This is a genomic window from Pseudomonas sp. Arb-4-2C (assembly GCF_055755015.1).
In genome coordinates this window covers 5,893,566-5,918,350 of record NZ_CM146899.1, presented here as the reverse complement: position 1 = coordinate 5,918,350, position 24,785 = coordinate 5,893,566, and the positions used below count along the sequence as shown (strand labels likewise).

Genomic DNA, 24,785 nt, shown 5'->3' with positions numbered 1-24,785 from the left:
TCTCTGTGGAAGCGGGCTTGCTCCGGGCGGCGTTCCGAAGAATGCGGTGGATCATCAACATCACTGATGACTGATACACCGCATTCGCGAGCAAGCCCGCTCCCACAAGTTTTACCCTGTTAAGCTTTCGCAAAACTCAACCGCGAGGACCCATGGCCCTGCCCAGTCGCCGCTCACTCTTGCCCTTCCTGACCTGGCTACCCCGGCAAACCCGCGCCAGCGTCGGACGGGATCTTGTCGTTGGCCTCAGCGGTGCAATTCTCGCGTTACCGCAGTCGATCGCCTACGCGCTGATCGCCGGCCTGCCACCGGAATACGGCCTCTACGCCGCGATCATTCCGGTGTTGATCGCCTGCCTGTGGGGATCGTCGTGGCACCTGATCTGCGGCCCGACGGCGGCGATTTCGATTGTGCTCTACGCCAGCGTCAGCCCCTTGGCCGTGCCGGCCTCCCAGGATTACATCACCCTCATTCTGCTGCTGACCTTTCTTGCCGGGATCTTCCAGTGGCTGCTGGGGTTGCTGCGCTTCGGCGCCCTGGTGAATTTCGTCTCGCATTCAGTGGTGCTGGGGTTCACCCTCGGCGCGGCGGTGGTGATTGCCATCGGCCAGTTGCCCAATCTGCTGGGGCTGGATCTGCCAGCGAAAGCCACGGCACTGGCCAGCCTGATGGATCTGCTGCAACACCTGCGAGCTGTGGATAGACCTTCTTTGCTACTCGGCGTCGCGACGGTGGTGGTCGGTGTGGTATTGAGACGACTGCTGCCCCGCTGGCCGACCCTGTTGATAACCCTGGTGCTGGGCAGTGCGGTGGTGTGGTTATGGCCGTCGATGTTCGGCCACGTGCACCGGGTCAGCGCCTTTGTCGGGCGTTTGCCGCCGTTCAGTGGCTTGCCGCTGGATCTGGATCTGATTCTGCGTTTGCTGCCGAGCGCGGTGGCGGTGGGCATGCTCGGGCTGGTCACCAGCCTGTCGATTGCCCGCTCGATTGCAGCGCGTTCGCAGCAGTTGCTCGACGCCAATCAGGAGGTTCGCGCGCAGGGTTTATCGAATATCCTCGGGGCGTTCTTTTCCGGATCGCTGTCGGCCGGCTCGTTCACCCGTTCAGGCCTGAGTTATGAGGCAGGCGCCTGTTCGCCGCTGGCCGGGGTGTTTTCGGCGATCTGGGTCGCCTTATTCGCGATGTTCGGCGCCGGACTGATTGCGCACATCCCGATTCCGGCCATGGCCGGCAGCATTCTGTTGATCGCCTGGGGGTTGGTGGATCATCGCGGGATTCGCTCGTTGCTGCGGGTCAGCCGCGCCGAGTTCGTGGTCATGGCGCTGACGTGCCTCGCGACCCTGTTGCTGGAATTGCAGACGGCCATCTATGCCGGGGTGCTGGCATCGCTGTTCTTCTACCTCAAGCGTACTTCGCAACCACGGGTGCAACATTGGCGCGATGGCGAGGACGATGTGCTGCGGGTCGGCGGCTCGATCTTTTTCGGCGCCAGCCATTACCTGCAAGTGCGTTTGCAACGACTGCACGGCGCGCGGGTGGTGATCGAGGCGCAGCAGATCAACTTCATCGATTATTCGGGAGTGGAGATGCTGCACCAGGAGGCCCGGCGTCTGCTGCGCCAGGATCGCAGCCTGACCCTGCGCCGCGCACGGCCGCAGGTGGTGGAGGAGTTGAGGAAGCTGGAAGGGGCTGAGAAATGTCCGATCCGGTTTGAGGATTGATTCAACAAAACACTGCACAACCCGGTGGGAGCGAGCCTGCTCGCGAAAGCGGTCTGTCTGACACATCATTGCTGGATGTGCTGCCGTCTTCGCGAGCAGGCTCGCTCCCACAGGGCTATTTATTGGGCGAGTTGGCGACGTAGCTCGGCCAGTACCGGCGCCGTGTCCGGACGCACCGCGCGCCACAAAAAGAACGCCTCGGCCGCCTGCTCGGCCAGCATCCCCAAGCCGTCCATCGACACTGCCGCACCATGCTCACTGGCCCAGCGGCAGAACGCGGTCGGCTCTTTGCCGTACATCATGTCGTAGCACAGGGTCTGGCCCGGCTCGATCAGGCTCGGTGCAATCGGCGGCACCTCGCCGCTGAGGCTGGCGGAGGTGGCGTTGATGATCACGTCCACCGGTTCGCGCAGCCAGTCGAAACCACTGGCCGACACCGGCCCCAGATCGCAGAACAACTCGGCCAGCAGCTCGGCCTTGTCTACCGTGCGGTTGGCGATGATCACCGACGCCGGTTTTTCCGCCAGCAACGGCTCCAATGCCCCGCGCACCGCACCACCGGCACCGAGCAGGAGGATGCGTTTGCCGGTCAGGCTGAACCCGGCGTTCACCGTCAGGTCGCGCACCAGTCCGGCGCCGTCGGTGTTGTCACCGAGCAACGAACCGTCGGCCAGTTTGCTCAAGGTGTTCACCGCACCGGCCCGTTGCGCCCGGGCGGTCAGGCTGTTCGCCAGGCGGTAGGCGTCTTCCTTGAACGGCACGGTGACGTTGGCGCCGCGACCTTCCAGGAAGAACGCCGTGGCGCAGCCGGTAAAATCGTCGAGTGGCGCCAGCAGAGTGCTGTAGTCGAGGCTCTGCCCGGTTTGCTCGGCGAACAGTTTATGAATCATCGGCGACTTGCTGTGGCCAATCGGGTTACCGAAAACAACGTAACGATCCATCAACAGTCCTCAGGCCTGGGCCAGCCAGTCGCGGTCTTGCAGGAAATAGTCGGTCAGGCGCGCCTCTTCGCTGCCGGGCTCGGCTTTGAAGTCGTAGGCCCAGCGCACTTGTGGCGGCAGCGACATGAGGATCGACTCGGTACGCCCACCCGACTGCAGGCCGAACAATGTGCCACGGTCATAAACCAGGTTGAACTCGACGTAGCGGCCACGGCGGAACTCCTGGAATTCACGCTGCTTGGCGCTGAACGCATCATGCTTGCGGCGCTGCACGATGGGCAGGTACGCGTCGATGTAGGCGTCGCCGATGGCGCGCATGAAGGCGAAACTGGTGTCGAAGTCCCACTCGTTCAGGTCATCGAAGAACAGGCCGCCGATGCCGCGTGGTTCGTGGCGATGCTTGATGTGGAAGTAGGTGTCGCACCAGGCCTTGTAACGTGGGTAGACATCCGGCCCGAACGGCGCGCAGGCCTGCTCGGCGACGCGGTGCCAGTGGATGCAGTCTTCTTCGTTGCCGTAATACGGGGTCAGGTCGAAGCCACCGCCGAACCACCAGACCGGCTCTTCACCTTCCTTTTCGGCGATGAAAAAGCGCACGTTGGCGTGGGAGGTCGGCACGTGCGGGTTGTGCGGGTGAATCACCAGCGACACGCCAAGGGCTTCGAAGCCGCGTCCGGCCAGTTCCGGGCGATGGGCGCTGGCCGAGGGTGGCAGACCGCTGCCGAACACATGGGAAAAGTTGACGCCGCCCTTTTCGATCACCGTGCCGTTTTCGATCACGCGAGTGCGACCGCCACCGCCGGCAGGCCGGGCCCAGGCGTCTTCGACGAAGCGCGTGCCGCCGTCCTCGGTTTCCAGTGCGGCGCAGATGCGGTCTTGCAGGTCGAGCAGATAGGCCTTTACGGCGTCGGTGCGGGTCGTCATGGCTTCACCTTGGATCAGGGCATAGCTACGCGGGCGCCCCGCAGGCGGGGGTCGGCGCAAATGGGCGCGTAGCATAACACCGCAGACCCGAGCGCCGCAGTTGACGAAGATCAAGCAGGGGAGTTGGATAGGGGGCTCGCAAACGACCCAAGGAGAGCAGGCAGATGGCAAAGCGTATCCAGTTCCGCGCCCATGGCGGTCCCGAAGTGCTCGAGTATGTCGACTATCAACCCGCCGCGCCCGGCCCGAATCAGGTACGGGTGGCGAACAAGGCGATCGGCTTGAACTTCATCGACACCTATTTCCGCAGCGGTCTGTATGCCCCGCCAGCCTTGCCGTCCGGCCTGGGCGCTGAAGGCGCCGGCATCGTTGATGCGGTGGGCAGCGACGTCACCCGGTTCAAGGTCGGTGATCGCGTCGCGTACGGCAGTGGCCCGCTGGGCGCCTACAGCGAGTTGCACGTCCTGCCCGAGGCCAATCTGGTGAAGCTGCCAGACGAGATCAGCTGCGAAACCGCCGCCGGGGTCATGCTCAAGGGTCTGACCGTGCAATACCTGCTGCGCCAGACCTATGAACTCAAGGGTGGTGAAACCATTCTGTTCCACGCCGCTGCCGGGGGCGTCGGTTCGCTGGCCTGCCAATGGGCCAAGGCACTGGGCGTGAAACTGATCGGCACCGTCAGTTCCAAGGAAAAGGCCGATCTGGCCAAGGCCAACGGCGCTTGGGCAACCATCGACTACAGCCACGAAAACGTTGCGCAGCGGGTGCTGGAGCTGACCGACGGCAAGAAAGTCCCGGTGGTCTACGACGGCGTCGGCAAGGACACCTGGCTGACGTCCCTCGACAGCGTGTCGCCACGTGGTCTGGTGGTGAGCTTCGGCAATGCCTCCGGCGCAGTGGACGGGGTCAATCTGGGGATTCTCTCGGCCAAGGGTTCGCTGTACGTGACCCGGCCGACCCTGGCGACCTACGCCAACAACGCCGAAAATCTGCAACGCATGGCTGACGAGCTGTTCGAGATGATCATCAGCGGCAGGATCAAGGTCGACATCAGCCAGCGTTATCCGCTGGCTGATGCAGCGAAGGCGCAGACCGAATTGTCGGCGCGACGCACCACTGGCTCGACCATTCTGCTGCCCTGACACCTCGCTCGGCGTCTTGCCAGTCGGGTTTCAAACCACGGCTGGCAAGACTGTTGGAGCGCGTTCAGAACCTCTGCGGATGACACGCCAACGGTTTTTGCACCAAGTGGCCCGCATCCACCTGATCCGGTTGCTGAACCGCTGCAAGGATTTGCCGCCATTCGGCTGACAACGCCCAGTACTCACCGCGTGCGCGCTGTTCAATATGCAAGGGATTGGAAGCGATCGGCATCAGGCCAAAACGCTGGTAAAGGCGCAGCTGTGGCGACCTGCACAACGCGGTCACACCCTGGTAGCCGTGTTTTATCGCCCACTCGGCAGCGGCCGCCAGCAGGCCGTTGACCGCGATGGGCAGCTGGTTGTGCGATTGCGCGATCAAGCGGCTGAACTCGACATGGCGTGATAACGCCACCGTGGGCGAAACATGTTGCTGCGCCAGCGATGCCCATTCGAACGGTGCCGGAGTCGCCCTCAATACCGCCAGCAGTTGCTCATGCCGATACAACAGAAAGTGAGTGCTGCGTGACCTTGTCGTCAGTCGCGTTTCGAGCATCCGCGCCCTCGAGGTCAGCATGTAATGCTGCAGCCGCAGCCGAAATTGCCGATCGATAAACCGATCGAATTCCTGGGTATCCGACCCCGCTTCAAGCATCACGATGCGGCAGCCTTCATGATGACTTTTCAGCGTCACCTGAAGCGCCTGCAGGTAATCCGTGAGTTGCAAATCCGTAGTGTCCATTCTTTCTCCGCAGACCTGACTTATCGAAGTGTTTCTAGTGCAGGGAAAGGATGGTTGCTTTTGACGATAGCGCCACGGAACGTGGTCTGAGAATCAGGTGGGAAAAGTCAATGAATCCGAGCACTTGGCGACTTTTCCGACACGAGAAAAAGCGTTATTGCAGGAAAAATCGCAGGCACGCGTAGTACTCCTCGCCATCAAGCCGAGGAGTACTCACATTACCAACGTTTGAGGCCGAATCAGTCAGGACGAATGACGTTGCCGGTTGCCAGATCACGGATCACGCTGGGGTTCTTGCGCCCACCCAACTGCCCGCCGAGGATCAGATCGATCTGCCCACGGAAATACTGCTCGACGCGCAACCGCGTGCGCGCCGCCGGGCGCCCCTGCGGGTTGGCCGAAGTCGAGATCAACGGCCCGACCATCGAGCACAGATCCCGCACCTGCGGATGATCGCTGACCCGCAGTGCCACGGTGTCGTGCACGCCCGTCACCCACTCCGGCAACAGGTTCTGATGCGGCACCAGCCAGGTGTTCGGCCCCGGCCAGGTGCTGGCCATGCGGTCGATCCACTCTTGCGGGAAATCTTCGAACAGGAAGTCGAACTGGCGAATGTTGTCGGCGACCAGGATCAGGCCCTTGTCCACCGAACGGTTCTTGATCGCCAACAGCCGATCCACCGCCTCTTCGTTCCACGGGTCGCAACCCAGCCCCCAGACGGCTTCGGTTGGATAGGCAATCACCGCCCCGGCGCGAATCTCTCGTGCGGCTTGTTGCACACGCCAACTGTTGACCATGAAAAAACTCTCCGAAAACAGGTTTCGCGCAGTTTACCGATCTTCCCCGTAAAACCTAGCTCACCCGCGCAAACCAGCGGCCGTTTTCATTCACAGCCCGGCCCTCCATTTCCAGCTCGGTCAGTGCAGCCAGGACTTTGGGCAGCGCCCAGCCGCTGCTGTGGGCCAGCGCCTCAGTGGTCTGCGGCGCGGCATGCAGCAGGTCGAGCAAGGGCTGATCGGTGCTCGGCGTGTCTGTGGATAACGGCAGATGCTGCCAGCCGCGCAAGGCTTCGAGGATGTGTTCGATGGTTTCCACCAGCACCGCACCATCACGAATCAACTGGTGGCAGCCGCGCGCGCCGGGGTGATGAATCGAGCCGGGAATCGCATACACCTCGCGCCCCTGTTCCGCCGCCAGCCGTGCGGTGATCAGCGAACCGCTGGCAACGCTTGCCTCGACCACCAGCACCCCAAGGGACAAACCACTGATGATTCGGTTGCGCCGCGGGAAGTTGCTCGCACTCGGGCCGGCGTCCAGGGGAAACTCCGACAGCACCGCGCTGCCGGAGGCGATCATCGCGTCGGCCAGGCGTTGATTGCGCTGTGGATAAAATTTTTCCAGGCCGGTGCCGAGGACACCGACGGTTTGCCCGCCAACATCCAGCGCGGCCTGATGTGCAGCGGCATCAATGCCTAATGCCAGACCGCTGGTGATGACAAAACCGGCCCCGGCGAGGCTACGGGAAAATGCCGCAGCGGTGTCCATTCCCGGGCGCGAAGCGCGGCGACTGCCAACCATCGCCAACTGCGGTTTTTCCAGAATCAGCGGATCACCGGCCACGAACAGCAATGGCGGCGGGTCGGGAATTTGTGCCAGCAGCGCCGGATAATCCGCTTGATCCCACATCAGCAAATGCTGCTGCGGACGCTCTAGCCAGCGTAATGCATGGCTGGCGCCGTCGCGCACTTCAGGGCTGCGCCGCGCCTCGGCACACGCCGCCGGCAATCCCAGCGCACGCCAGGCACTGGCCGGCGCACTGATGGCTTTTGACGCCGATCCGAAGGCTTCGAGCAATTTGGCAAAGCGTTTCGGGCCGACATCCGGCAAACGGTGCAGGCGCAAACGCGCTTCCAGTTCCGCAGGGGAAACCGGCGTACAGGCAGACAGCATCATGGATCATCCTTGATCGTTATAAGTCCCGAACCATTCGGAACAAGCTGTGGATAACTCTGTTGGTAACTTGTTAAGCCTGCTAAGGGTTTCGCACCTTGTCGAGCACCGCCAGCGAGCGTGAAGCGTTGAGGACCAAGCCGTAACTGAGCTTGTCGTAGGTACGGAACACCATCAGCAGCCCGGCCCGTTCGTCCGGAATTTTCAGGGGCTGGCCAGTGATCCGGTCGCGCACGGTTTCCCCGGTTTTCATCACCACCAGCACATTGCCTTCGGCCAGGCCGTCGCGCTTGCCTTTGTTCAGGGTGACCACGTCCATCACGCCAATCTGCGTGACGCCGCGCGGCACGTCGATGATCAGGCCGTTGATGGTGCCAGCCGGGGCACTGGGCATGAACGTCGAGTTGATCGAGCGCTCTTCGCCGCTGAACAAGCGGTCGCCCAGCCGCACTTCCTGGGTGGTGCGTTGCAGGGCGAGGGTGGCGACGTCACCTTCGGTGGCGACGATTTCGCCGCCGCCGATGTCATCGGCGTTGATCCCCAGGAACTCCTTGGTCTGCGGGTCGGTGTAGACCTTGCCCTGGCGGAAGATGCCGTACACCGGCCGATTCGGGTCGAAGTGGCCACGGGCGAAGATCCGGTCGCCGGTGCCGCTGAGCACACGTTCGGCATCGCCGGCGACGATGTACGGCGCCTTGTCGAAATCCTCGACTTTGTCGACGATGCGGTTGCTCAACAGAAAACTGTTGATCGACTTGAGTGGAATGCTCGGAATCGCCTCGGCCACCGGGCTGGTGCGGATGCGCGGCGACAGTTTGATCGTGCCCCGTGACTCGCCACGGTTCAGGGTCAGTTGCGGCTGGCCGTTGACGTAGCTGAGCGTCAGCGTGTCGCCGGGGTAGATCAGGTTGGGGTTTTCGATCTGCGGGTTGGCCCGCCACAGCTGTGGCCACTGCCAGGGCTCGCGCAGGTATTTGCCGGAAATGTCCCAGAGGGTATCCCCCGAAACCACCGTGTATTGCTGTGGAAAACCATCCCTGAGTTGCACTTGCCCTTGTGCAGCACCGGCCGAGGCCAGAAGCAGCAGGGCGAGTAGTGTTTTCCTCATGCAGCGAATCCCTTTATCATGTGCGTTCGCGTGAACCGTCAGAGCCCCCGTGGCTCGCTACTGCAAACTGCATTAGCTACGCTTCACAACGGTAGCCTGCATCTTCGGACCTGCCAGGCCATCGACCCGACTTTACTCAATACGTGCAGCAATCAGCCTATGGCCATTTTAAACATCCTCGAATTCCCGGACCCGCGTCTGCGTACTATCGCCAAGCCTGTGGCTGTAGTGGACGACGAAGTGCGTCAGTTGGTCGATGACATGTTTGAAACAATGTATGAAGCGCCGGGCATCGGCCTCGCCGCGACCCAGGTCAACGTGCACCAACGTATCGTCGTGATGGACCTTTCCGAAGACCGCACCGAACCCCGGGTGTTCATCAACCCCGAGTTCGAATCGCTGACCGAAGAAATGGACCAGTATCAGGAAGGCTGCCTCTCGGTGCCGGGCTTCTACGAAAACGTCGACCGCCCGCAGAAGGTCAGGATCAAGGCGCTGGACCGCGACGGCCAACCTTACGAACTGATCGCCGAAGGCCTGCTCGCCGTGTGCATCCAGCACGAATGCGACCACCTCAACGGCAAGTTGTTCGTCGACTACCTGTCCACGCTCAAACGCGACCGGATCAAGAAGAAACTGGAAAAGCTCCATCGCCAGAACGCTTGATGCCCCTCTTCAAAGGCTTGCTGCGGCAAGCCTTTTTCTTTTTATGAGACTCCTTTCATGACTGAGCCACTGCGCATCGTTTTTGCCGGCACTCCGGAATTCGCCGCCGAACACCTCAAGGCCCTGCTGAACAGCCCTTACGAGATCGTTGCGGTCTACACCCAACCGGACCGTCCGGCCGGTCGTGGGCAAAAACTGATGCCGAGCCCGGTCAAACAGCTCGCGCTGGAAAATAATATCCAGGTGTTGCAGCCGCCGACTTTGCGCAACGCCGACGCCCAGTCCGAGCTGGCCGCACTGCAGCCGGATTTGCTGGTGGTGGTTGCCTATGGCCTGATCCTGCCGCAAGCGGTGCTGGATATTCCACGCCTGGGCTGCATCAACAGCCACGCCTCCCTGCTGCCACGCTGGCGCGGTGCGGCGCCGATCCAGCGCGCCGTGGAACACGGTGATGCCGAAAGCGGCGTGACCGTGATGCGCATGGAAGCGGGCCTGGATACCGGGCCGATGCTGCTCAAGGTCGTGACCCCGATCAGCGCCGACGACACCGGCGGCAGCCTGCACGACCGCCTCGCCGAAATGGGTCCGCCCGCCGTGGTCCAGGCGATTGCCGGCTTGGCTGCCGGGACCCTGGAAGGCGAAGTGCAGAACGACGAGCTCGCCACTTACGCGCACAAACTGAACAAGGACGAGGCACGCATCGACTGGAGCCGTCCGGCGGTCGAGCTGGAGCGACTGGTGCGCGCCTTCAACCCATGGCCAATCACCCACAGCACCCTCAACGGTGAAGCGCTGAAAGTACTGGCCGCGACACTCGCCGACGGTAAAGGCACGCCGGGTCAAATCCTCAGCGCCAGCAAGGACGGCCTGATCGTCGCTTGCGGCGAGCAGGCGCTGTGCTTGACCCGCCTGCAATTGCCCGGCGGCAAGGCGCTGAACTTCAGCGACCTGTTCAACAGCCGTCGTGAGAAATTCGCCGTCGGTACCGTGCTCGGCGCCGTGGTGGATGCGCAATGAACCCGCGTCTGGCCGCCGCCAAGGCACTCGCCGCCGTCCTCAGCGGCAAGGCTTCGCTGAACAGTTCGCTGCCGACACAACTGGACAAGGTCGAGGATCGCGATCGCGGTTTCACCCAGGATCTGGCGTTCGGCACCGCGCGCTGGCAGCCACGGCTGTCGGCACTGGCCGAAAAGCTCCTGCAAAAGCCGTTCAAGGCCGCGGACGCTGACGTCGAAGCGCTGCTGCTGGTCGGTCTCTACCAATTGCTTTACACCCGCGTACCGCCTCACGCCGCCATCGGCGAAACCGTCGGTTGCGCCGACAAGCTGAAAAAGCCGTGGGCCAAAGGCCTGCTCAATGCCGTGCTGCGCAATGCCCAGCGCGAAAGCGAAACGATTTTCGCCGAGCTGGAACGTGATCCAGTGGTGCGCACCGCTCACCCGCGCTGGCTGCAAAAGTCCCTGAAAGCCTTCTGGCCTGAGCAGTGGGAAGCCATTTGCGCGGCGAACAACGCGCACCCGCCGATGATCCTGCGGGTCAACCGCCGCCATCACAGCCGCGATGCCTATCTCGGTCTGCTGACTGAGGCGGGTATCGCTGCGACGCCATGCGTTTACAGCCGTGACGGTATCGTCCTCGACGCCGCCGCCGACGTGCGCAGCCTGCCGGGCTTCGCCGAAGGCTGGATCAGCGTGCAGGACGAAGCGGCACAACTGGCCGCCGATCTGCTCGATCTGGCCCCGGGCCAACGCGTGCTCGACGCCTGTTGCGCCCCGGGCGGCAAGACCTGCCACATCCTCGAAGCCGAACCGGCGTTGGCCGGCGTGGTCGCGGTGGATCTGGAAGCCAAGCGTCTGGTGCGGGTGAAGGAAAACCTCGAACGCCTCGGCCTCAACGCCGACCTGATCGCCGCCGATGGCCGTGACACCGCGACCTGGTGGGACGGCAAGCCGTTCCAGCGCATCCTGCTCGACGCGCCGTGCTCGGCTACCGGGGTGATCCGTCGTCACCCGGACATCAAACTGACCCGTCAGCCGGACGACATCGTTGCATTGGCGCAACTGCAAGGCGAACTGCTCGACGCCCTGTGGAAAACGCTCGAGGTGGGCGGCATTCTGCTTTACGCCACCTGCTCCACCTTGCCGACCGAGAACACCGAAGTCATCGCCGCGTTCCTTGAGCGCACGCCGGGGGCCCGTGAACTGGATCTGGCGACCACGGCCGGAATCAAACAGCCCCATGGTCGCCAATTGCTGGCCCAGCAGGGCGGGCATGACGGGTTCTACTACGCCAAGCTGATCAAGATCGCTGCCGCGCGCGGCTAAATGGATTCAACGGAGTGACTGGATGAAAATCATCATCCTCGGTGCGGGGCAGGTCGGCGGTTCGCTGGCTGAACACCTGGCGAGCGAAGCCAACGACATCACTGTGGTCGACACCGACGGCGAGCGCCTGCGCGATCTCGGCGACCGTCTCGACATCCGCACCATTCAGGGCCGTGGCTCGCTGCCGTCGGTGCTGCGCCAGGCCGGCGCCGACGATGCCGACATGCTGGTGGCGGTGACCAACAGCGACGAGACCAACATGGTCGCCTGCCAGGTCGCCCACACCCTGTTCCACACCCCGACCAAAATCGCCCGGGTGCGCGAAGCGTCCTATCTCAATCGCGAGGAACAGCTGTTCCAGAACGAAGCGATTCCGGTCGACGTGCTGATCAGCCCCGAGCAGGTGGTGACCAATTACATCAAGCGCCTGATCCAGCATCCCGGCGCCTTGCAGGTAATCGACTTCGCCGAAGGCCAGGCGCAACTGGTGGCGGTGCGCGCCTATTACGGCGGGCCGCTGGTGGGTCAGCAACTGCGCCAGTTGCGCGAGCACATGCCGAATGTCGAAACCCGCGTGGCTGCGATCTTCCGCCGAGACCGGCCGATCCTGCCGCAAGGTGACACGGTGATCGAGGCCGACGACGAAGTCTTCTTCATCGCCGCCCGTGAGAACATTCGCGCAGTGATGAGCGAAATGCGCCGTCTCGACGAAACCTACAAGCGCATCGTCATCGCCGGTGGCGGGCAGATCGGCGAGCGTCTGGCCGAGGCCATCGAAAGCCGCTATCAGGTGAAGATCATCGAGATGAACCCGGCGCGCTGCCGCTATCTCTCCGACACCCTCGACAGCACCGTGGTGCTGCAGGGCAGCGCGTCGGACCGCGACCTGCTGCTGGAAGAGAACATTGCCGACGCCGACATCTTCCTTGCGCTGACCAACGATGACGAAGCCAACATCATGTCGTCGCTGCTGGCCAAACGGCTGGGGGCGAAGAAAGTGATGACGATCATCAACAACCCGGCCTACGTCGACCTGATTCAAGGCGGCGACATCGACATCGCCATCAGCCCGCAACTGGCAACCATCGGCACGTTGCTGGCCCACGTACGGCGGGGCGATATCGTCAGCGTGCACTCACTGCGCCGCGGTGCAGCAGAGGCCATCGAGGCGATTGCCCACGGGGATGCGAAATCGAGCAAGGTCATCGGCCGGCCCATCGAGAAAATCGGCCTGCCGCCGGGCAGCACGATTGGCGCGATCATCCGCAACGAAGAAGTGATCATCGCCCACGACGATACCGTGATCGAAACGGGCGACCATGTGATTCTGTTCCTTGTGGATAAAAAGCATATTCGCGATGTGGAGAAGCTGTTTCATGTGGGCCTCAGCTTCTTCTGAGGTTTGCGCTGACGGCACATGCCCCTTCGCGAGCAGGCTCGCTCCCACATTCCCCTGTGGGAGCGAGCCTGCTCGCGAAGGCGGTATCCCTAAGAAATACACATCCCTGACACAACCCATTCAAGGAATCACCCATGCTCGAATCCCTGGAAAAAATGCTCGCCAAGGGTGTGGATAACTCGTTGCTGCGCTTTGGTCTGGGCAAGGGTTACCTGGATCTGGGCGAAAACGCCAAGGCTGCCGAGCATTTCCAGCGCTGCGTAGGCTTCGACCCAAAGTATTCGGCTGCCTGGAAACTCCTCGGCAAGGCGCATCTGGCACTGGGCGATCACGCCGCGGCACGTCAGGCATGGGAACAGGGTCTGAAAGCCGCCCGCGCCCACGGCGACAAGCAGGCCGAAAAGGAAATGACGGTGTTTCTGAAGAAGCTCGATCGTCAGGCGCAATAAGTCAGCGGGCGTCGCTCACAAATAGCGCAGGCCGATGCCTTCGGCGTCCACCGTCACCACTTCCATTCGCACCCGCGGCGCCCCTGTGGGCAAATCCTGCACCTGGCCATAAACCACCGCGCCCTTGGGCAATGACGCCAGGCGCGGGTGCTGGACATACACCCCGGTGGGCGACAGATTGCGCGTCTGGCCCAGGCATTCGCCAAAGCTGTCGTGGGTGATTTTGATGCGAAACGATTTGCGCTGTTCGGACATCTTCTTGCGCCCTTGAGTGAACGGTTGTGCATAACCTCGGCAGTGAGGTTATCCACAGATCATGCCAATCTCGTCAATCCAGCTCAGTACCAGCGCGCTTCGCCCGGCGGGCGCTTCTTGAAGCGCTTCATGCTCCACATGTACTGGCTCGGATACGCCGCCACATAACGCTCGACCACTTTACTCATGGCCGCGCAGGACTCAGTGGTATCGGTGCTGTACATGGCCTCTGGCGCCGCCTCGAGGATTACTTTGTAGCCGGAACCGTCCGGCAGGCGCAGGGCATGCAGGAACACGCCGACCGCTTTGCCACCGGCGAGCATGTTCGGCACGAATTTGCTGGTCAGTGCCTGCGTGGCGAAGAACGGCACGAAGATTCCGGCGGATTCGGCCGGTTCCGGGTCAGCGGGGATACCCACTGCACCACCTTTGCGCACTTCCTTGATCACGCTGAGGATGCCTTCCTTGGTCGAGGCGGCCACCTTGTTGCCCAACTGCACGCGCTGTTTGCGCAGCAATTCGTCCACAGCCTTGAGCTTCGGTGGACGGTAGAAAATGATTGGTTTGCACTGGCTGCAATAGAAGTGGTTGAGCACTTCCCAGTTGCCCAGGTGGCTGGTGATGCCGACCACGCCTTTGCCCGAGGCCAATGCGTCCTTGAGGATGTCGAGGCCTTCGACTTCACGTACCAGATCGATCGAGCGCTGGGCCGGCCAGATCCATGCACAGGCGCTTTCGGTCAGCGATTTGCCGATGTCTTTCAGGCTCTGGCCGACCAGACGCTCACGCTCGGCCGGGTCCATCTGTGGAAAACATTTGGCGAGGTTGATCCGCACCACGTCGCGGGAGCGGTTGGGGGTTTTCCACATGATCCAGCCGATCGTCGAACCCACGGCCTGCACGGCCCGCCATGGCAGCAGGGCAAACAGCCGCAGAGCGCCTACCAGCAAGGCGCCTTTAAACTTTTCCACAGGTCACTCCTGATCTTGTGCTGTGCGCGAGGCGGCCATTCTAACCGCCGTTTACCAGCTGCGCGTAGCGGTCGCAGTCCCGGGTGTGATCCATGACCATGCCCGAGGCTTGCATCAGCGCGTAGCAAATGGTCGGGCCGACGAACGTGAACCCGGCCTTTTTCAGGGCTTTGCTCATCGCCAGCGCTTCGGGGGTGATCGCCGGGACTTCGCTGCGATCCTTGAAATGATTGATGATCGGCTGGTTGCCGACGAACGACCAGAGGAACGCCACCGGGTCTTCCAGCGCCAGCCAGGCCTGAGCATTGCGCCGGGCGGCATTGAGTTTGAGGCGGTTGCGGATGATCCCCGGATCGAGCATCAATTCGGCTATTTCGGCGTCGCTCATCTGTGCCACGCGCTGCACGTCAAAGCCGAACAACACCTCACGATAACGCTCGCGTTTGCGCAGCACGGTGATCCAGGAAAGCCCGGCCTGGAACCCTTCGAGCAAAAGCAACTCGAACAAACCCTGCGCATCGCGTAGCGGCGTGCCCCACTCCTGATCGTGATAAGCCATGTACAGCGGATCTTCGGTACACCAAAAGCAGCGTGGCATAAGGCTCCAGGGGGTGGAGGTGCGACTGAATCGGGTATACTCCCGCTCTTTAAATCGCAGCCCAAGAAACAGGTGAATTTCGTGAGCCAGCCTACGCCAGCCGTGCGTACCTTCCAAGACTTGATCCTCGCGCTCCAGCAATACTGGGCCGAGCAAGGTTGTGTGGTACTTCAGCCCTACGATATGGAAGTAGGCGCCGGCACTTTCCACACCGCGACATTCCTGCGTGCCATCGGCCCGGAAACCTGGAACGCCGCTTACGTGCAGCCAAGCCGCCGTCCGACTGACGGCCGCTACGGTGAAAACCCGAACCGTCTGCAGCACTACTATCAGTTTCAGGTCGTCCTGAAGCCGAACCCGGACAACTTCCAGGAACTGTACCTGGGCTCCCTCAAGCACGTCGGCCTGGACCCGCTGGTCCACGACATCCGCTTCGTCGAAGACAACTGGGAATCGCCGACCCTCGGCGCCTGGGGTCTGGGCTGGGAAGTCTGGCTGAACGGTATGGAAGTGACCCAGTTCACTTACTTCCAGCAGGCTGGCGGCATCGAGTGCTACCCGGTAACCGGCGAGATCACTTACGGTCTCGAGCGTCTGGCCATGTACTTGCAAGGCGTGGACTCGGTCTACGACCTGGTCTGGGCTGACGGCCCGATGGGCAAAGTCACCTACGGCGACGTGTTCCACCAGAACGAAGTGGAGCAGTCGACCTACAACTTCGAACACGCCAACGTCGACAAACTGTTCGAACTGTTCGACTTCTATGAAAGCGAAGCCAAGCGCCTGATCGAACTCGACCAGCCGCTGCCGTTGCCGAGCTACGAAATGGTCCTGAAGGCTTCGCACACCTTCAACCTGCTGGATGCGCGCCGGGCAATCTCGGTGACCGCTCGTCAGCAATACATTCTGCGCGTACGCACCCTGGCGCGTTCCGTTGCGCAAGCCTACCTGCTGGCACGCGCCAAGCTGGGCTTCCCGATGGCGACCCCGGACCTGCGTGACGAAGTACTGGCCAAGCTGGAGGCAGCACAATGAGTGCGCAAGATTTTCTGGTTGAACTGGGCACCGAAGAACTGCCACCCAAAGCCCTGAACACCTTGGCTGAGGCGTTTCTCGCCGGTATCGACAAGGGCCTGCAAGCCGCCGGCCTGAACTACGAAAGCAAAACCGTCTACGCCGCGCCGCGTCGTCTGGCCGTGCTGATTACCGCGCTGGCGACCCAGCAGCCGGATCGCAGCATCAACCTCGACGGCCCGCCGCGTCAGGCTGCGTTCGATGCCGAAGGCAATCCGACCCAAGCGGCACTGGGTTTTGCCAAGAAGTGCGGCGTCGAGCTGAGCGAAATCGACCAGAGCGGTCCGAAACTGCGCTACAGCCAGAGCATCGCCGGCAAGCCGACCGCAAGTCTGCTGCCGACCATCGTCGAAGATTCGCTGAACGACCTGCCGATCCCGAAACGCATGCGTTGGGGTGCGCGCAAGGAAGAGTTCGTGCGTCCGACCCAGTGGCTGGTGATGTTGCTCGGTGACCAGGTCATCGACTGCACCATCCTTGCGCAGAAGGCTGGCCGTGACTCCCGTGGTCACCGCTTCCACCACCCGCAAAACGTGCGCATCGGTTCGCCGTCCAGCTACCTCGCTGACCTGCGTGCCGCTTATGTCCTGGCCGACGCCAATGAGCGTCGCGAGATCATCAGCAAGCGCACCGAAGAACTGGCAACCCGTCAGGAAGGCACCGCAATCGTGCCGCCGGCGCTGCTCGACGAAGTGACCGCGCTGGTCGAATGGCCGGTGCCGCTGGTGTGCTCGTTCGAGGAACGTTTCCTCGACGTGCCGCAGGAAGCACTGATCACCACCATGCAGGACAACCAGAAGTACTTCTGCCTGCTGGACGCCGACGGCAAGTTGCTGCCACGGTTCATCACCGTCGCCAACATCGAAAGCAAAGACCCGCAGCAGATCATCGACGGTAACGAGAAGGTGGTTCGCCCACGTCTGACCGACGCCGAGTTCTTCTTCAAGCAAGACAAGAAGCAGAAGCTCGAAGCGTTCAACGATCGCCTGCAGAACGTGGTGTTCCAGGAAAAGCTTGGCAGCGTCTACGACAAGGCCGAGCGCGTTTCGAAACTGGCGGCCTACATCGCTGCACGTATCGGCGGCAATGCTTCGTGGGCTGCCCGCGCAGGCCTGCTGTCCAAATGCGACCTGGCGACCGAAATGGTCGGCGAATTCCCGGAGATGCAAGGTGTCGCCGGTTACTACTACGCCCTCAATGATGGCGAGCCAGAAGACGTCGCGCTGGCGCTGAACGAGCAGTACATGCCGCGTGGTGCCGGTGCTGAACTGCCAGCGACCCTGACCGGTGCCGCTGTCGCGATCGCCGACAAGCTCGACACCCTGGTCGGCATCTTCGGTATCGGCATGCTGCCAACCGGCAGCAAGGACCCGTATGCCCTGCGTCGCGCGGCACTCGGTGTGCTGCGTATCCTGATCGAGAAGAAACTCGACCTCGATCTGAACGATGCTGTGGCTTTCGCCGTGGCCGCGTTCGGTACCAAGGTCAAGGCTGCCGGCCTGAATGATGCAGTGCTGGAATTCATCTTCGACCGTCTGCGTGCGCGTTACGAAGACGAAGGCGTGGATGTCGCGACCTACCTGTCGGTACGTGCCCTGAAGCCAGGTTCGGCGCTGGACTTCGACCAGCGTGTGCAAGCGGTTCAGGCCTTCCGCAAACTGCCGGAAGCGGCGGCACTGGCGGCGGTCAACAAGCGTGTGTCGAACCTGCTGAGCAAGGTGGAGGGCTCCGTGCCGACCGACGTTCAGGCCAAATACTTCGACAATGCCAACGAGTTCTCGCTGTACTCGGCGATCCAGCAAGCGGATCAGGCTGTACAGCCAATGGCCGCGGCGCGTCAGTACAACGAATCGCTGGCGCGCCTGGCTGCCTTGCGTGAGCCGGTGGACGCGTTCTTTGACGCAGTGATGGTCAATGCCGAAGACGCCAATGTACGGGCCAACCGCTACGCGCTGCTGGCGCGCCTGCGTGGCCTGTTCCTGGGTGTTGCCGACATTTCGCTGCTGGGTTGAGGGATTGCTGTTGAAACTGCTGATTCTCGATCGGGACGGAGTGATCAATTACGACTCCGACGCTTACATCAAGTCGGTGGAGGAGTGGATTCCGCTGCCCGGCTCGATCGAGGCGATTGCGCAGTTGAGCAAGGCCGGCTGGACGGTGGCGGTCGCCACCAACCAGTCGGGTATTGCTCGCGGCTACTACGACCTCGCCACCCTCGACGCCATGCACGCGCGCTTGCGCGAACTGGTAGCGGAGCAGGGCGGTGAAGTCGGGCTGATCGTTTATTGCCCGCATGGCCCGGACGAAGGTTGCGATTGCCGCAAGCCGAAACCGGGAATGTTGAAAACCATCGCCGGGCATTACAACGTGGCGCTTGCGAATGTCTGGTTCGTCGGCGACAGCCTTGGTGACCTGGAAGCGGCCAAAGCCGTCGATTCACAGCCAGTTTTGGTAAAGACCGGAAAAGGCGAAAAGACTCAGGGCAAAACCCTGCCGGTTGGCACTCTGATTTTTGACGATCTGGCGGCGATTGCCGCAGAACTTATCCACAACTAGAGTACTTCTGAAGTTCCTGACCAGGGATTGATCGGGAGTGCGCTTGAACAGCCGGGGATTGCCCCGTAACGGTAAACGTCACTATGTCGATACTGCGGGCCATCAGAATCTTTCTCTTTTACCTGCTGCTGGGCACCACCTCGCTGCTGTGGTGCAGTTTGAGTTTTTTTATCGCGCCCTTTTTGCCATTCAAGGCGCGTTATCGTTTCATCAACGTGTACTGGTGCCGTTGTGCCTTGTGGTTGACCAAGGTGTTTCTCGGTATCCGTTACGAAATCAAAGGCGCAGAAAATGTGCCGGATCGGCCCTGTGTGATTCAGTCGAACCACCAGAGTACTTGGGAGACATTCTTTCTCTCCGCTTATTTCTCGCCCTTGAGCCAGGTGCTCAAGCGTGAATTGCTTTACGTGCCGTTTTTCGGCTGGGCGATGGCCATGCTGCGGCCGATCGCGATCGACCGCGACAACCCGAAAGCCGCGCTCAAGCAAGTGGCAGCCAAAGGCGATGAGCTGCTCAAGGACAACGTTTGGGTACTGATCTTCCCTGAAGGCACCCGCGTTCCCTACGGCACCATTGGCAAGTTCTCCCGCAGTGGCAGCGCTTTGGCTGTGAATGCGGCGCTTCCGGTACTGCCGATTGCACACAATGCCGGCAAGTTCTGGCCGAAAATCGGCTGGGGCAAGAAGCAGGGCGTAATTACCGTGGTCATCGGTGAGCCGATGTACGCCGAGGGCACTGGCCCACGTGCCATCGCCGATCTGAACGACCGGGTCCAGGCCTGGAACGAGCAGGCTCAGCGCGAAATGGGTTCCCTGCCACCGGCCCCCCAGACACCGGCGGCAAATGATCAGATGGCTGTCTGAGATTTTGTGGATAACCTGTGTACGGTTTTGTTGAAAAAGCCTGAATATTGAAAGTAAATCATTGATTTACTTATATATTTCTCAAGCTCATAAAACACCGTAAAACGTGCATAAGTTTTTTTCGGAAGTAAAAAAACCGGCTGATATAGCCGGTTTTTTTGTGCCTGCTCACTCTGCAATCAGCGGTAACTGCAGCCGGAACGTTGTGCCCTGATCGATGACGCTGTGACATTCGATGCTGCCACCATGATGATCGACCACCGCCTTGACCATCGATAGCCCCAGGCCAACGCCATCAATGCCCTGCGCCGATGAAAAACGTCGGTATTGAGTGAACAGATCCGGCAGTTCTTCGGCGGCAATGCCTTTGCCCTGATCGGTCAGTTCACAACGCAGCCAGTCGCCCTGACAACTGGCGCTCAACTGAACCGTGGTGCCTGCCGGGCTGTACTTGATCGCGTTTTCCAGCAGATTGAACAAGGCGCGCGTCAGCAGCCCTTGGTCGGCCTGAATCAGTCGCTCCTGAGAGGGCTCATCCATCACGTGCAGCAGTTTGATGTTTTTCTGCTGGGCGATGGGCAGGGCCTGATCCAACACGTCCAGCACCAGCATCGCAAACAGGCTGGGCTGGAACTGGTAAGCCTCGGATTCCGCCCGCGCCAGCAATACGAAACCGTCGGTCAATTCCAGCGCGCGACGAACCTGGCGCTCGATCTGCTCGAACAACGGTGAATCCGCACCGGCCTGATGGCGATGCACATCGAGCAGGGCAAGGATCGCCGAATGTGGAGCACGCAGATCGTGGGAGAGAAAACGCAGCAATACACCGCGCTGTTCTTCAGCCGCGCGTTCGGCACTCAGGTCGGTGAGGCTCAGTAGCCAGCCGATGGGCGTGTCACCGTCCACCGGCAGCAATGCCGCACGCTCCAGGCGCAGGCTGCGTTCCTTGTAATCACGAAACTCCAGCAGCGCCAGCGCGGACAATGCCGGGTGGGGCGCTGTGGACAACTCCGGATAACCGAGACGGGCCAGTTGCTCCAGCACGTCGTCACCCACCAACGGGTGATCGAACAACACGCGGGCCTTGCGGTTGCCCAGCAGGATCTGCCCCTTGGGATCGCTGATCAGCGTCGCTACCGGCAGGTACTCCAGACCGTCGGCGATGAAACGCCGGGTATCGCGGGTGCGGCTCATGGCTTGTTCCAGGGCCATGATCTGCCCCTGCAACTGGTCAGCGCTGGTGAATTGCGCGCGGCGACGTTCCGGGAAGACTTTCGGCTCGCGGTCCAGCCGCGCCAATTCCCAGCCAAAGTACGTCAGCACCACACTCAGGCGTCGCCAGTTCCAGATCAGATAGCCGAACAACATGCCGAGCGCCGCCGGGGTCGGTGACCACCAGTGCCGGACTTGCGCCAGCCCGGCGCTGCTCAGCAACACGCACGCCACCCCGCCCAGCGTCACCCAGATCGCCCAGCGCGGGCGCCACAGCAGCAAACCGAGGACACACGCCACCAGCCCCACCGAGAGCAGCGCGCTCCAGCCCGGTACCGCGTCGTGCAGATTGATCTGGGCGCGATACGACAACAGCGCAGTCAGCGGCAACAGCACTAGACTTATCCACAACCACTCACGCACCAGCCGCCGAAACAGGCGCTGGACCTGACTCGGCTCGCGACTTTCACGGCGACGCGGGCTATTCATGGCAAACGGGGCGGTGGGCAGTGAATGGTTTCATGGGTCACAGGTCTGAAGACGTAGATCCGAAGAATCATAGCGGACGTCGACCGACGGCGGACGGCTTACTTTCACTGCACAGGCCAGGCCGTTAAGGTTGTCGGCCACTGCCCAAGCAACAAGGAACCCACGCGTATGCGCGTTGCGATACTGGACGATGAACCTGCCGAACTGCGCCGGGTCGAGCAAACCCTGCAGCAAATGGCGGTCGCGGGCGACCAGCCATGGTCACTGCACAGCTTTGAGCGGGGAGAGGACCTGTTGCGCCAACTGCGCCGGGACACTTTCGACCTGCTGATTCTCGACTGGCAACTGCCCGACCTGACCGGCCTGGCGCTGCTACGCTGGACCCGCGAACACATGGAGTCGCCGCCCGCCGCGATCATGCTGACCAGCCGTGACGGCGAAAGCGATATCGTCCAGGCCCTGAACGCCGGTGCCGACGATTACGTCAGCAAACCGTTCCGCCCCAACGAACTCAAAGCCCGAGTCGCTGCCGTACTGCGCCGGCACAGCCAGCAACGCAGTACCGCCTCCGAAGTGCTGAGCTTCAATGACCTGACCTTTGACGACGCCGAACTGACCGTCACCCGCGACCACAAACCCATCGTCATGACCGAACGCGAATATCGCCTCGCGCGCTGCCTGTTCAGCAATCTGGGCCGGCCGTTGTCACGCGAGTATCTTTACGAGCGGTTCTGGCCCCATGAAGAGGTGGTCTCGTCGCGACCGCTGGACACGCACATCTACCGTCTGCGCAACAAACTGGGGCTGACGGCGGATCGGGGTTGGCAACTGTTGACGATTTATGGGTATGGGTATCGGTTGGAGAGTGTGGCGGCAGCGTCCGAGTAAACACGCAAGTCGCCAAGACGACGTCGTTGTTTGTGCTCGCCCAAAAAAAAGGCCAACGCTAATGCGTTGGCCTTTTTTCGGGGGGTGTCGGCGGGGATCAGAAATCCAGGTTGGACACCGCCAGAGCGTTGCTCTCGATGAAGTCACGGCGAGGTTCGACCGCATCACCCATCAGGGTGTTGAAGATCTGGTCTGCGCCAATGGCGTCTTCGATGGTGACTTTCAGCATGCGACGCACACTTGGGTCCATCGTGGTTTCCCACAGCTGATCCGGGTTCATTTCGCCCAGACCTTTGTATCGCTGGATGGTGTGACGCTTGGTGCTTTCAGCCATCAGCCAGTCCAAAGCTTCCTTGAACTCGGTGACCGCTTTCTTGCGCTCGCCACGCTGGATGTACGCGCCTTCGTCGAGCAGGGTGCTCAGTTGAGCGCCAAGGGTGACGACAGTCTTGTAGTCGTTGCTGCCGAAGAAGTCGCGGTTGAAGGTGACGTAGTTCGACAGGCCGTGGGAGATCAGTTCGACCTCTGGCAGCCAAACGCCACGCTCACGGTCCTCACGCAGGCTGGCCTTGTAGACCAGGCCCGACTTCTCGACGGTGCGCAGACGGACTTCGTACTGGGCCAGCCAGTCCTGCATCTTGGCATGGTCGCCGAGCATTTCCAGGCTGACAGCCGGCAGGTAGATGAAGTGCTCGGTCAGCTCCTGCGGGTACAGGCGCGACAGACGCTTGAGGGTCTTCATCACCATGCGGAAGTCATTTACCAGACGCTCCAGGGCTTCACCGGAAATACCCGGGGCCTCTTCGTTCAGGTGCAGGCTCGCATCTTCCAGGGCCGACTGCGTCATGTACTCTTCCATGGCGTCGTCGTCTTTGATGTATTGCTCTTGCTTGCCTTTCTTGACCTTGTACAGCGGCGGCTGAGCGATGTAGATGTAGCCGCGCTCGATCAGCTCCGGCAACTGACGGAAGAAGAAGGTCAGCAGCAGGGTGCGGATGTGCGAACCGTCGACGTCAGCATCGGTCATGATGATGATGTTGTGATAACGCAGCTTGTCGATGTTGTACTCTTCGCGACCGATGCCGCAGCCCAGCGCGGTGATCAGCGTGCCCACTTCCTGGGACGAGATCATCTTGTCGAAACGGGCCTTTTCGACGTTGAGGATCTTGCCCTTCAACGGCAGGATCGCCTGGGTCTTGCGGTTACGTCCCTGCTTGGCAGAGCCGCCCGCGGAGTCACCTTCCACGAGGTACAGTTCAGACAGTGCCGGGTCTTTTTCCTGGCAGTCAGCGAGCTTGCCCGGCAGACCGGCGATGTCCAGCGCGCCTTTGCGGCGGGTCATCTCACGGGCTTTACGCGCCGCTTCACGGGCACGCGCAGCGTCGATCATCTTGCCGACGACCAGCTTCGCTTCGTTCGGGTTTTCCAGCAGGAAGTCGGAGAAGTACTTGCCCATTTCCTGTTCGACCGCTGTCTTCACTTCGGAGGACACCAGCTTGTCTTTGGTCTGCGAGCTGAACTTCGGATCCGGTACTTTCACCGAGATGATCGCGGTCAGGCCTTCACGGGCATCGTCACCGGTGGTGGCGACTTTGTGCTTCTTCGCCAGACCTTCCTGCTCGATGTAGTTGTTCAGGTTACGCGTCAGGGCCGAACGGAAGCCCACCAGGTGGGTGCCGCCGTCGCGCTGCGGAATGTTGTTGGTGAAGCACAACAGGTTCTCGTTGAAGCTGTCGTTCCACTGCAGGGCGATTTCCACGCCGATGCCGTCTTCACGCTGGATGTTGAAGTGGAACACCTGGTTGACCGCAGTCTTGTTGGTGTTCAGGTATTCAACGAACGCACGCAGGCCGCCTTCGTACTTGAACAGTTCTTCCTTGCCGCTGCGCTCGTCCTTGAGGACGATACCGACACCGGAGTTGAGGAAGGACAGTTCACGAATGCGCTTGGCCAGGATGTCCCAGCTGAAGTGAATGTTCTTGAAGGTTTCGCTGGAAGCCTTGAAGTGAATCTGGGTACCAGTGGTTTCGCTGTCGCCAACGATGGCCATCGGAGCCTGAGGTACGCCGTGGACGTAGGTCTGTTCCCAGATCTTGCCGCTGCGACGAACGGTCAGCACCAGCTCTTCGGACAGTGCGTTCACCACCGACACACCTACACCGTGCAGGCCGCCGGATACCTTGTAGGAGTTGTCGTCGAACTTACCGCCAGCGTGGAGGACGGTCATGATGACCTCGGCGGCGGAAACGCCTTCCTCTTTGTGCACGTCTACCGGGATGCCACGGCCGTTGTCTTTAACGGTGATGGACTCATCCGGGTGAATAATGATGCTGATGTCGTCGCAGTGGCCGGCGAGGGCTTCGTCGATCGAGTTGTCGACCACTTCGAACACCATGTGGTGCAGACCGCTGCCATCGTCGGTGTCACCAATGTACATACCGGGACGTTTGCGTACGGCATCCAGGCCTTTCAGCACTTTAATGCTCGTTGAGTCGTACGTATTTTCTTCGCTCAAT

At 61.3% G+C, this 24,785-nt stretch carries 23 protein-coding genes; 12 read left to right on the top strand and 11 right to left on the bottom strand.

Translation table 11 applies throughout. The annotated features are described in order from the left end of the window. The first annotated feature begins 152 nt into the window (after positions 1-152). On the top strand, positions 153-1,721 hold the full coding sequence (locus tag AC0J41_RS26865) for a SulP family inorganic anion transporter (RefSeq protein WP_473014038.1): 1,569 nt from the start codon (positions 153-155) through the stop codon (positions 1,719-1,721). A 119-nt stretch (positions 1,722-1,840) separates the two neighbouring features. Here AC0J41_RS26865 and aroE read toward each other — a convergent pair whose 3' ends face one another. Next, on the bottom strand, positions 1,841-2,662 hold the full coding sequence (gene aroE / locus AC0J41_RS26860; protein WP_473014037.1) for a shikimate dehydrogenase: 822 nt from the start codon (positions 2,660-2,662) through the stop codon (positions 1,841-1,843). A gap of 9 nt (positions 2,663-2,671) precedes the next feature. After that, positions 2,672-3,586 carry an oxygen-dependent coproporphyrinogen oxidase gene (gene hemF, locus AC0J41_RS26855; RefSeq protein ID WP_025112274.1) on the bottom strand — a complete coding sequence of 305 codons (915 nt, stop codon included), beginning with the start codon at positions 3,584-3,586 and terminating at the stop codon, positions 2,672-2,674. 164 nt (positions 3,587-3,750) lie between these two features. Here hemF and AC0J41_RS26850 point away from each other — a divergent pair, with 164 nt between their 5' ends. Next, complete coding sequence (locus AC0J41_RS26850; protein ID WP_473014036.1) at positions 3,751-4,728, top strand: NADPH:quinone reductase; 978 nt, start codon at positions 3,751-3,753, stop codon at positions 4,726-4,728. A gap of 64 nt (positions 4,729-4,792) precedes the next feature. Here AC0J41_RS26850 and AC0J41_RS26845 read toward each other — a convergent pair whose 3' ends face one another. The 4 genes from AC0J41_RS26845 to AC0J41_RS26830 all read right to left on the bottom strand — a co-directional run bounded on the left by AC0J41_RS26845 (position 4,793) and on the right by AC0J41_RS26830 (position 8,525). After that, the gene (locus tag AC0J41_RS26845) at positions 4,793-5,467 is read right to left on the bottom strand and encodes a hypothetical protein (RefSeq protein ID WP_473014035.1); all 675 of its coding nucleotides are present in this window, start codon (positions 5,465-5,467) and stop codon (positions 4,793-4,795) included. Positions 5,468-5,706: 239 nt separating this feature from the next. After that, positions 5,707-6,264, bottom strand: coding sequence for an L-threonylcarbamoyladenylate synthase type 1 TsaC (gene tsaC, locus AC0J41_RS26840; protein ID WP_025112271.1), 558 nt, complete (start codon positions 6,262-6,264; stop codon positions 5,707-5,709). A 55-nt stretch (positions 6,265-6,319) separates the two neighbouring features. After that, positions 6,320-7,420: a DNA-processing protein DprA gene (gene dprA, locus AC0J41_RS26835; protein WP_473014034.1), complete on the bottom strand. Its 1,101-nt coding sequence runs from the start codon at positions 7,418-7,420 to the stop codon at positions 6,320-6,322. A 79-nt stretch (positions 7,421-7,499) separates the two neighbouring features. Continuing rightward, entirely contained in the window at positions 7,500-8,525 is a 1,026-nt protein-coding gene (locus tag AC0J41_RS26830; protein WP_025112269.1) for a LysM peptidoglycan-binding domain-containing protein, read from the bottom strand. A 159-nt stretch (positions 8,526-8,684) separates the two neighbouring features. On the opposite strand from AC0J41_RS26830, the gene def reads away from it, so the two are divergent. From def to AC0J41_RS26805, 5 genes are all read left to right on the top strand, one after another. After that, positions 8,685-9,191, top strand: a complete 507-nt coding sequence (gene def / locus AC0J41_RS26825) for a peptide deformylase (RefSeq protein WP_025112268.1) — start codon at positions 8,685-8,687, stop codon at positions 9,189-9,191. A 57-nt stretch (positions 9,192-9,248) separates the two neighbouring features. Next, entirely contained in the window at positions 9,249-10,208 is a 960-nt protein-coding gene (gene fmt / locus AC0J41_RS26820) for a methionyl-tRNA formyltransferase (RefSeq protein ID WP_473014033.1), read from the top strand. Beyond that, positions 10,205-11,515, top strand: coding sequence for a 16S rRNA (cytosine(967)-C(5))-methyltransferase RsmB (gene rsmB, locus AC0J41_RS26815; protein ID WP_473014032.1), 1,311 nt, complete (start codon positions 10,205-10,207; stop codon positions 11,513-11,515). The genes fmt and rsmB overlap by 4 nt, the downstream gene beginning before the upstream one ends. Positions 11,516-11,537: 22 nt before the next feature. Then, positions 11,538-12,914, top strand: a complete 1,377-nt coding sequence (gene trkA, locus AC0J41_RS26810) for a Trk system potassium transporter TrkA (RefSeq protein WP_003220233.1) — start codon at positions 11,538-11,540, stop codon at positions 12,912-12,914. 134 nt (positions 12,915-13,048) lie between these two features. Then, entirely contained in the window at positions 13,049-13,363 is a 315-nt protein-coding gene (locus tag AC0J41_RS26805; RefSeq protein ID WP_473014031.1) for a tetratricopeptide repeat protein, read from the top strand. A gap of 15 nt (positions 13,364-13,378) precedes the next feature. Here the strand turns inward: AC0J41_RS26805 and AC0J41_RS26800 are convergent, their stop codons facing one another. The 3 genes from AC0J41_RS26800 to tag form a co-directional block, all read right to left on the bottom strand. Further along, the gene (locus tag AC0J41_RS26800; RefSeq protein ID WP_025112264.1) at positions 13,379-13,618 is read right to left on the bottom strand and encodes a PilZ domain-containing protein; all 240 of its coding nucleotides are present in this window, start codon (positions 13,616-13,618) and stop codon (positions 13,379-13,381) included. Positions 13,619-13,701: 83 nt separating this feature from the next. Further along, complete coding sequence (locus AC0J41_RS26795; RefSeq protein WP_025112263.1) at positions 13,702-14,589, bottom strand: lysophospholipid acyltransferase; 888 nt, start codon at positions 14,587-14,589, stop codon at positions 13,702-13,704. Between the two features lie 40 nt (positions 14,590-14,629). Next, on the bottom strand, positions 14,630-15,187 hold the full coding sequence (gene tag, locus AC0J41_RS26790) for a DNA-3-methyladenine glycosylase I (RefSeq protein WP_025112262.1): 558 nt from the start codon (positions 15,185-15,187) through the stop codon (positions 14,630-14,632). Between the two features lie 81 nt (positions 15,188-15,268). Between tag and glyQ the strand changes: the two genes are divergently transcribed. From glyQ to AC0J41_RS26770, 4 genes are all read left to right on the top strand, one after another. Beyond that, positions 15,269-16,222, top strand: coding sequence for a glycine--tRNA ligase subunit alpha (glyQ, locus tag AC0J41_RS26785; RefSeq protein ID WP_025112261.1), 954 nt, complete (start codon positions 15,269-15,271; stop codon positions 16,220-16,222). Continuing rightward, the gene (gene glyS / locus AC0J41_RS26780; protein WP_025112260.1) at positions 16,219-18,273 is read left to right on the top strand and encodes a glycine--tRNA ligase subunit beta; all 2,055 of its coding nucleotides are present in this window, start codon (positions 16,219-16,221) and stop codon (positions 18,271-18,273) included. The genes glyQ and glyS overlap by 4 nt, the downstream gene beginning before the upstream one ends. A gap of 4 nt (positions 18,274-18,277) precedes the next feature. Continuing rightward, positions 18,278-18,817 carry a D-glycero-beta-D-manno-heptose 1,7-bisphosphate 7-phosphatase gene (gene gmhB, locus AC0J41_RS26775; RefSeq protein ID WP_177327360.1) on the top strand — a complete coding sequence of 180 codons (540 nt, stop codon included), beginning with the start codon at positions 18,278-18,280 and terminating at the stop codon, positions 18,815-18,817. 83 nt (positions 18,818-18,900) lie between these two features. Beyond that, on the top strand, positions 18,901-19,680 hold the full coding sequence (locus AC0J41_RS26770; protein WP_473014030.1) for a lysophospholipid acyltransferase family protein: 780 nt from the start codon (positions 18,901-18,903) through the stop codon (positions 19,678-19,680). Positions 19,681-19,848: 168 nt separating this feature from the next. Here the strand turns inward: AC0J41_RS26770 and AC0J41_RS26765 are convergent, their stop codons facing one another. Next, positions 19,849-21,381, bottom strand: coding sequence for a sensor histidine kinase (locus AC0J41_RS26765; RefSeq protein ID WP_025112257.1), 1,533 nt, complete (start codon positions 21,379-21,381; stop codon positions 19,849-19,851). Between the two features lie 168 nt (positions 21,382-21,549). On the opposite strand from AC0J41_RS26765, the gene AC0J41_RS26760 reads away from it, so the two are divergent. Next, complete coding sequence (locus AC0J41_RS26760) at positions 21,550-22,269, top strand: response regulator transcription factor (protein WP_025112256.1); 720 nt, start codon at positions 21,550-21,552, stop codon at positions 22,267-22,269. A 97-nt stretch (positions 22,270-22,366) separates the two neighbouring features. Here the strand turns inward: AC0J41_RS26760 and gyrB are convergent, their stop codons facing one another. Continuing rightward, a complete protein-coding gene (gene gyrB, locus AC0J41_RS26755) occupies positions 22,367-24,784 on the bottom strand; it encodes a DNA topoisomerase (ATP-hydrolyzing) subunit B (protein ID WP_007960764.1) in 2,418 nt (805 codons plus the stop codon). Between the last annotated feature and the right edge of the window lies 1 nt (position 24,785).

Coding starts and splice junctions, on each gene's coding strand:
- AC0J41_RS26760 (WP_025112256.1), top strand. CDS start 21,550: ATGCGCGTTGCGATACTGGACGATGAACCTGCCGAACTGCGCCGGGTC.
- tsaC (WP_025112271.1), bottom strand. CDS start 6,264: ATGGTCAACAGTTGGCGTGTGCAACAAGCCGCACGAGAGATTCGCGCC.
- AC0J41_RS26770 (WP_473014030.1), top strand. CDS start 18,901: ATGTCGATACTGCGGGCCATCAGAATCTTTCTCTTTTACCTGCTGCTG.
- glyS (WP_025112260.1), top strand. CDS start 16,219: ATGAGTGCGCAAGATTTTCTGGTTGAACTGGGCACCGAAGAACTGCCA.
- AC0J41_RS26765 (WP_025112257.1), bottom strand. CDS start 21,381: ATGAATAGCCCGCGTCGCCGTGAAAGTCGCGAGCCGAGTCAGGTCCAG.
- AC0J41_RS26845 (WP_473014035.1), bottom strand. CDS start 5,467: ATGGACACTACGGATTTGCAACTCACGGATTACCTGCAGGCGCTTCAG.
- aroE (WP_473014037.1), bottom strand. CDS start 2,662: ATGGATCGTTACGTTGTTTTCGGTAACCCGATTGGCCACAGCAAGTCG.
- trkA (WP_003220233.1), top strand. CDS start 11,538: ATGAAAATCATCATCCTCGGTGCGGGGCAGGTCGGCGGTTCGCTGGCT.
- AC0J41_RS26830 (WP_025112269.1), bottom strand. CDS start 8,525: ATGAGGAAAACACTACTCGCCCTGCTGCTTCTGGCCTCGGCCGGTGCT.
- tag (WP_025112262.1), bottom strand. CDS start 15,187: ATGCCACGCTGCTTTTGGTGTACCGAAGATCCGCTGTACATGGCTTAT.
- dprA (WP_473014034.1), bottom strand. CDS start 7,420: ATGATGCTGTCTGCCTGTACGCCGGTTTCCCCTGCGGAACTGGAAGCG.
- hemF (WP_025112274.1), bottom strand. CDS start 3,586: ATGACGACCCGCACCGACGCCGTAAAGGCCTATCTGCTCGACCTGCAA.
- AC0J41_RS26805 (WP_473014031.1), top strand. CDS start 13,049: ATGCTCGAATCCCTGGAAAAAATGCTCGCCAAGGGTGTGGATAACTCG.
- def (WP_025112268.1), top strand. CDS start 8,685: ATGGCCATTTTAAACATCCTCGAATTCCCGGACCCGCGTCTGCGTACT.
- AC0J41_RS26850 (WP_473014036.1), top strand. CDS start 3,751: ATGGCAAAGCGTATCCAGTTCCGCGCCCATGGCGGTCCCGAAGTGCTC.
- fmt (WP_473014033.1), top strand. CDS start 9,249: ATGACTGAGCCACTGCGCATCGTTTTTGCCGGCACTCCGGAATTCGCC.
- AC0J41_RS26800 (WP_025112264.1), bottom strand. CDS start 13,618: ATGTCCGAACAGCGCAAATCGTTTCGCATCAAAATCACCCACGACAGC.
- AC0J41_RS26865 (WP_473014038.1), top strand. CDS start 153: ATGGCCCTGCCCAGTCGCCGCTCACTCTTGCCCTTCCTGACCTGGCTA.
- rsmB (WP_473014032.1), top strand. CDS start 10,205: ATGAACCCGCGTCTGGCCGCCGCCAAGGCACTCGCCGCCGTCCTCAGC.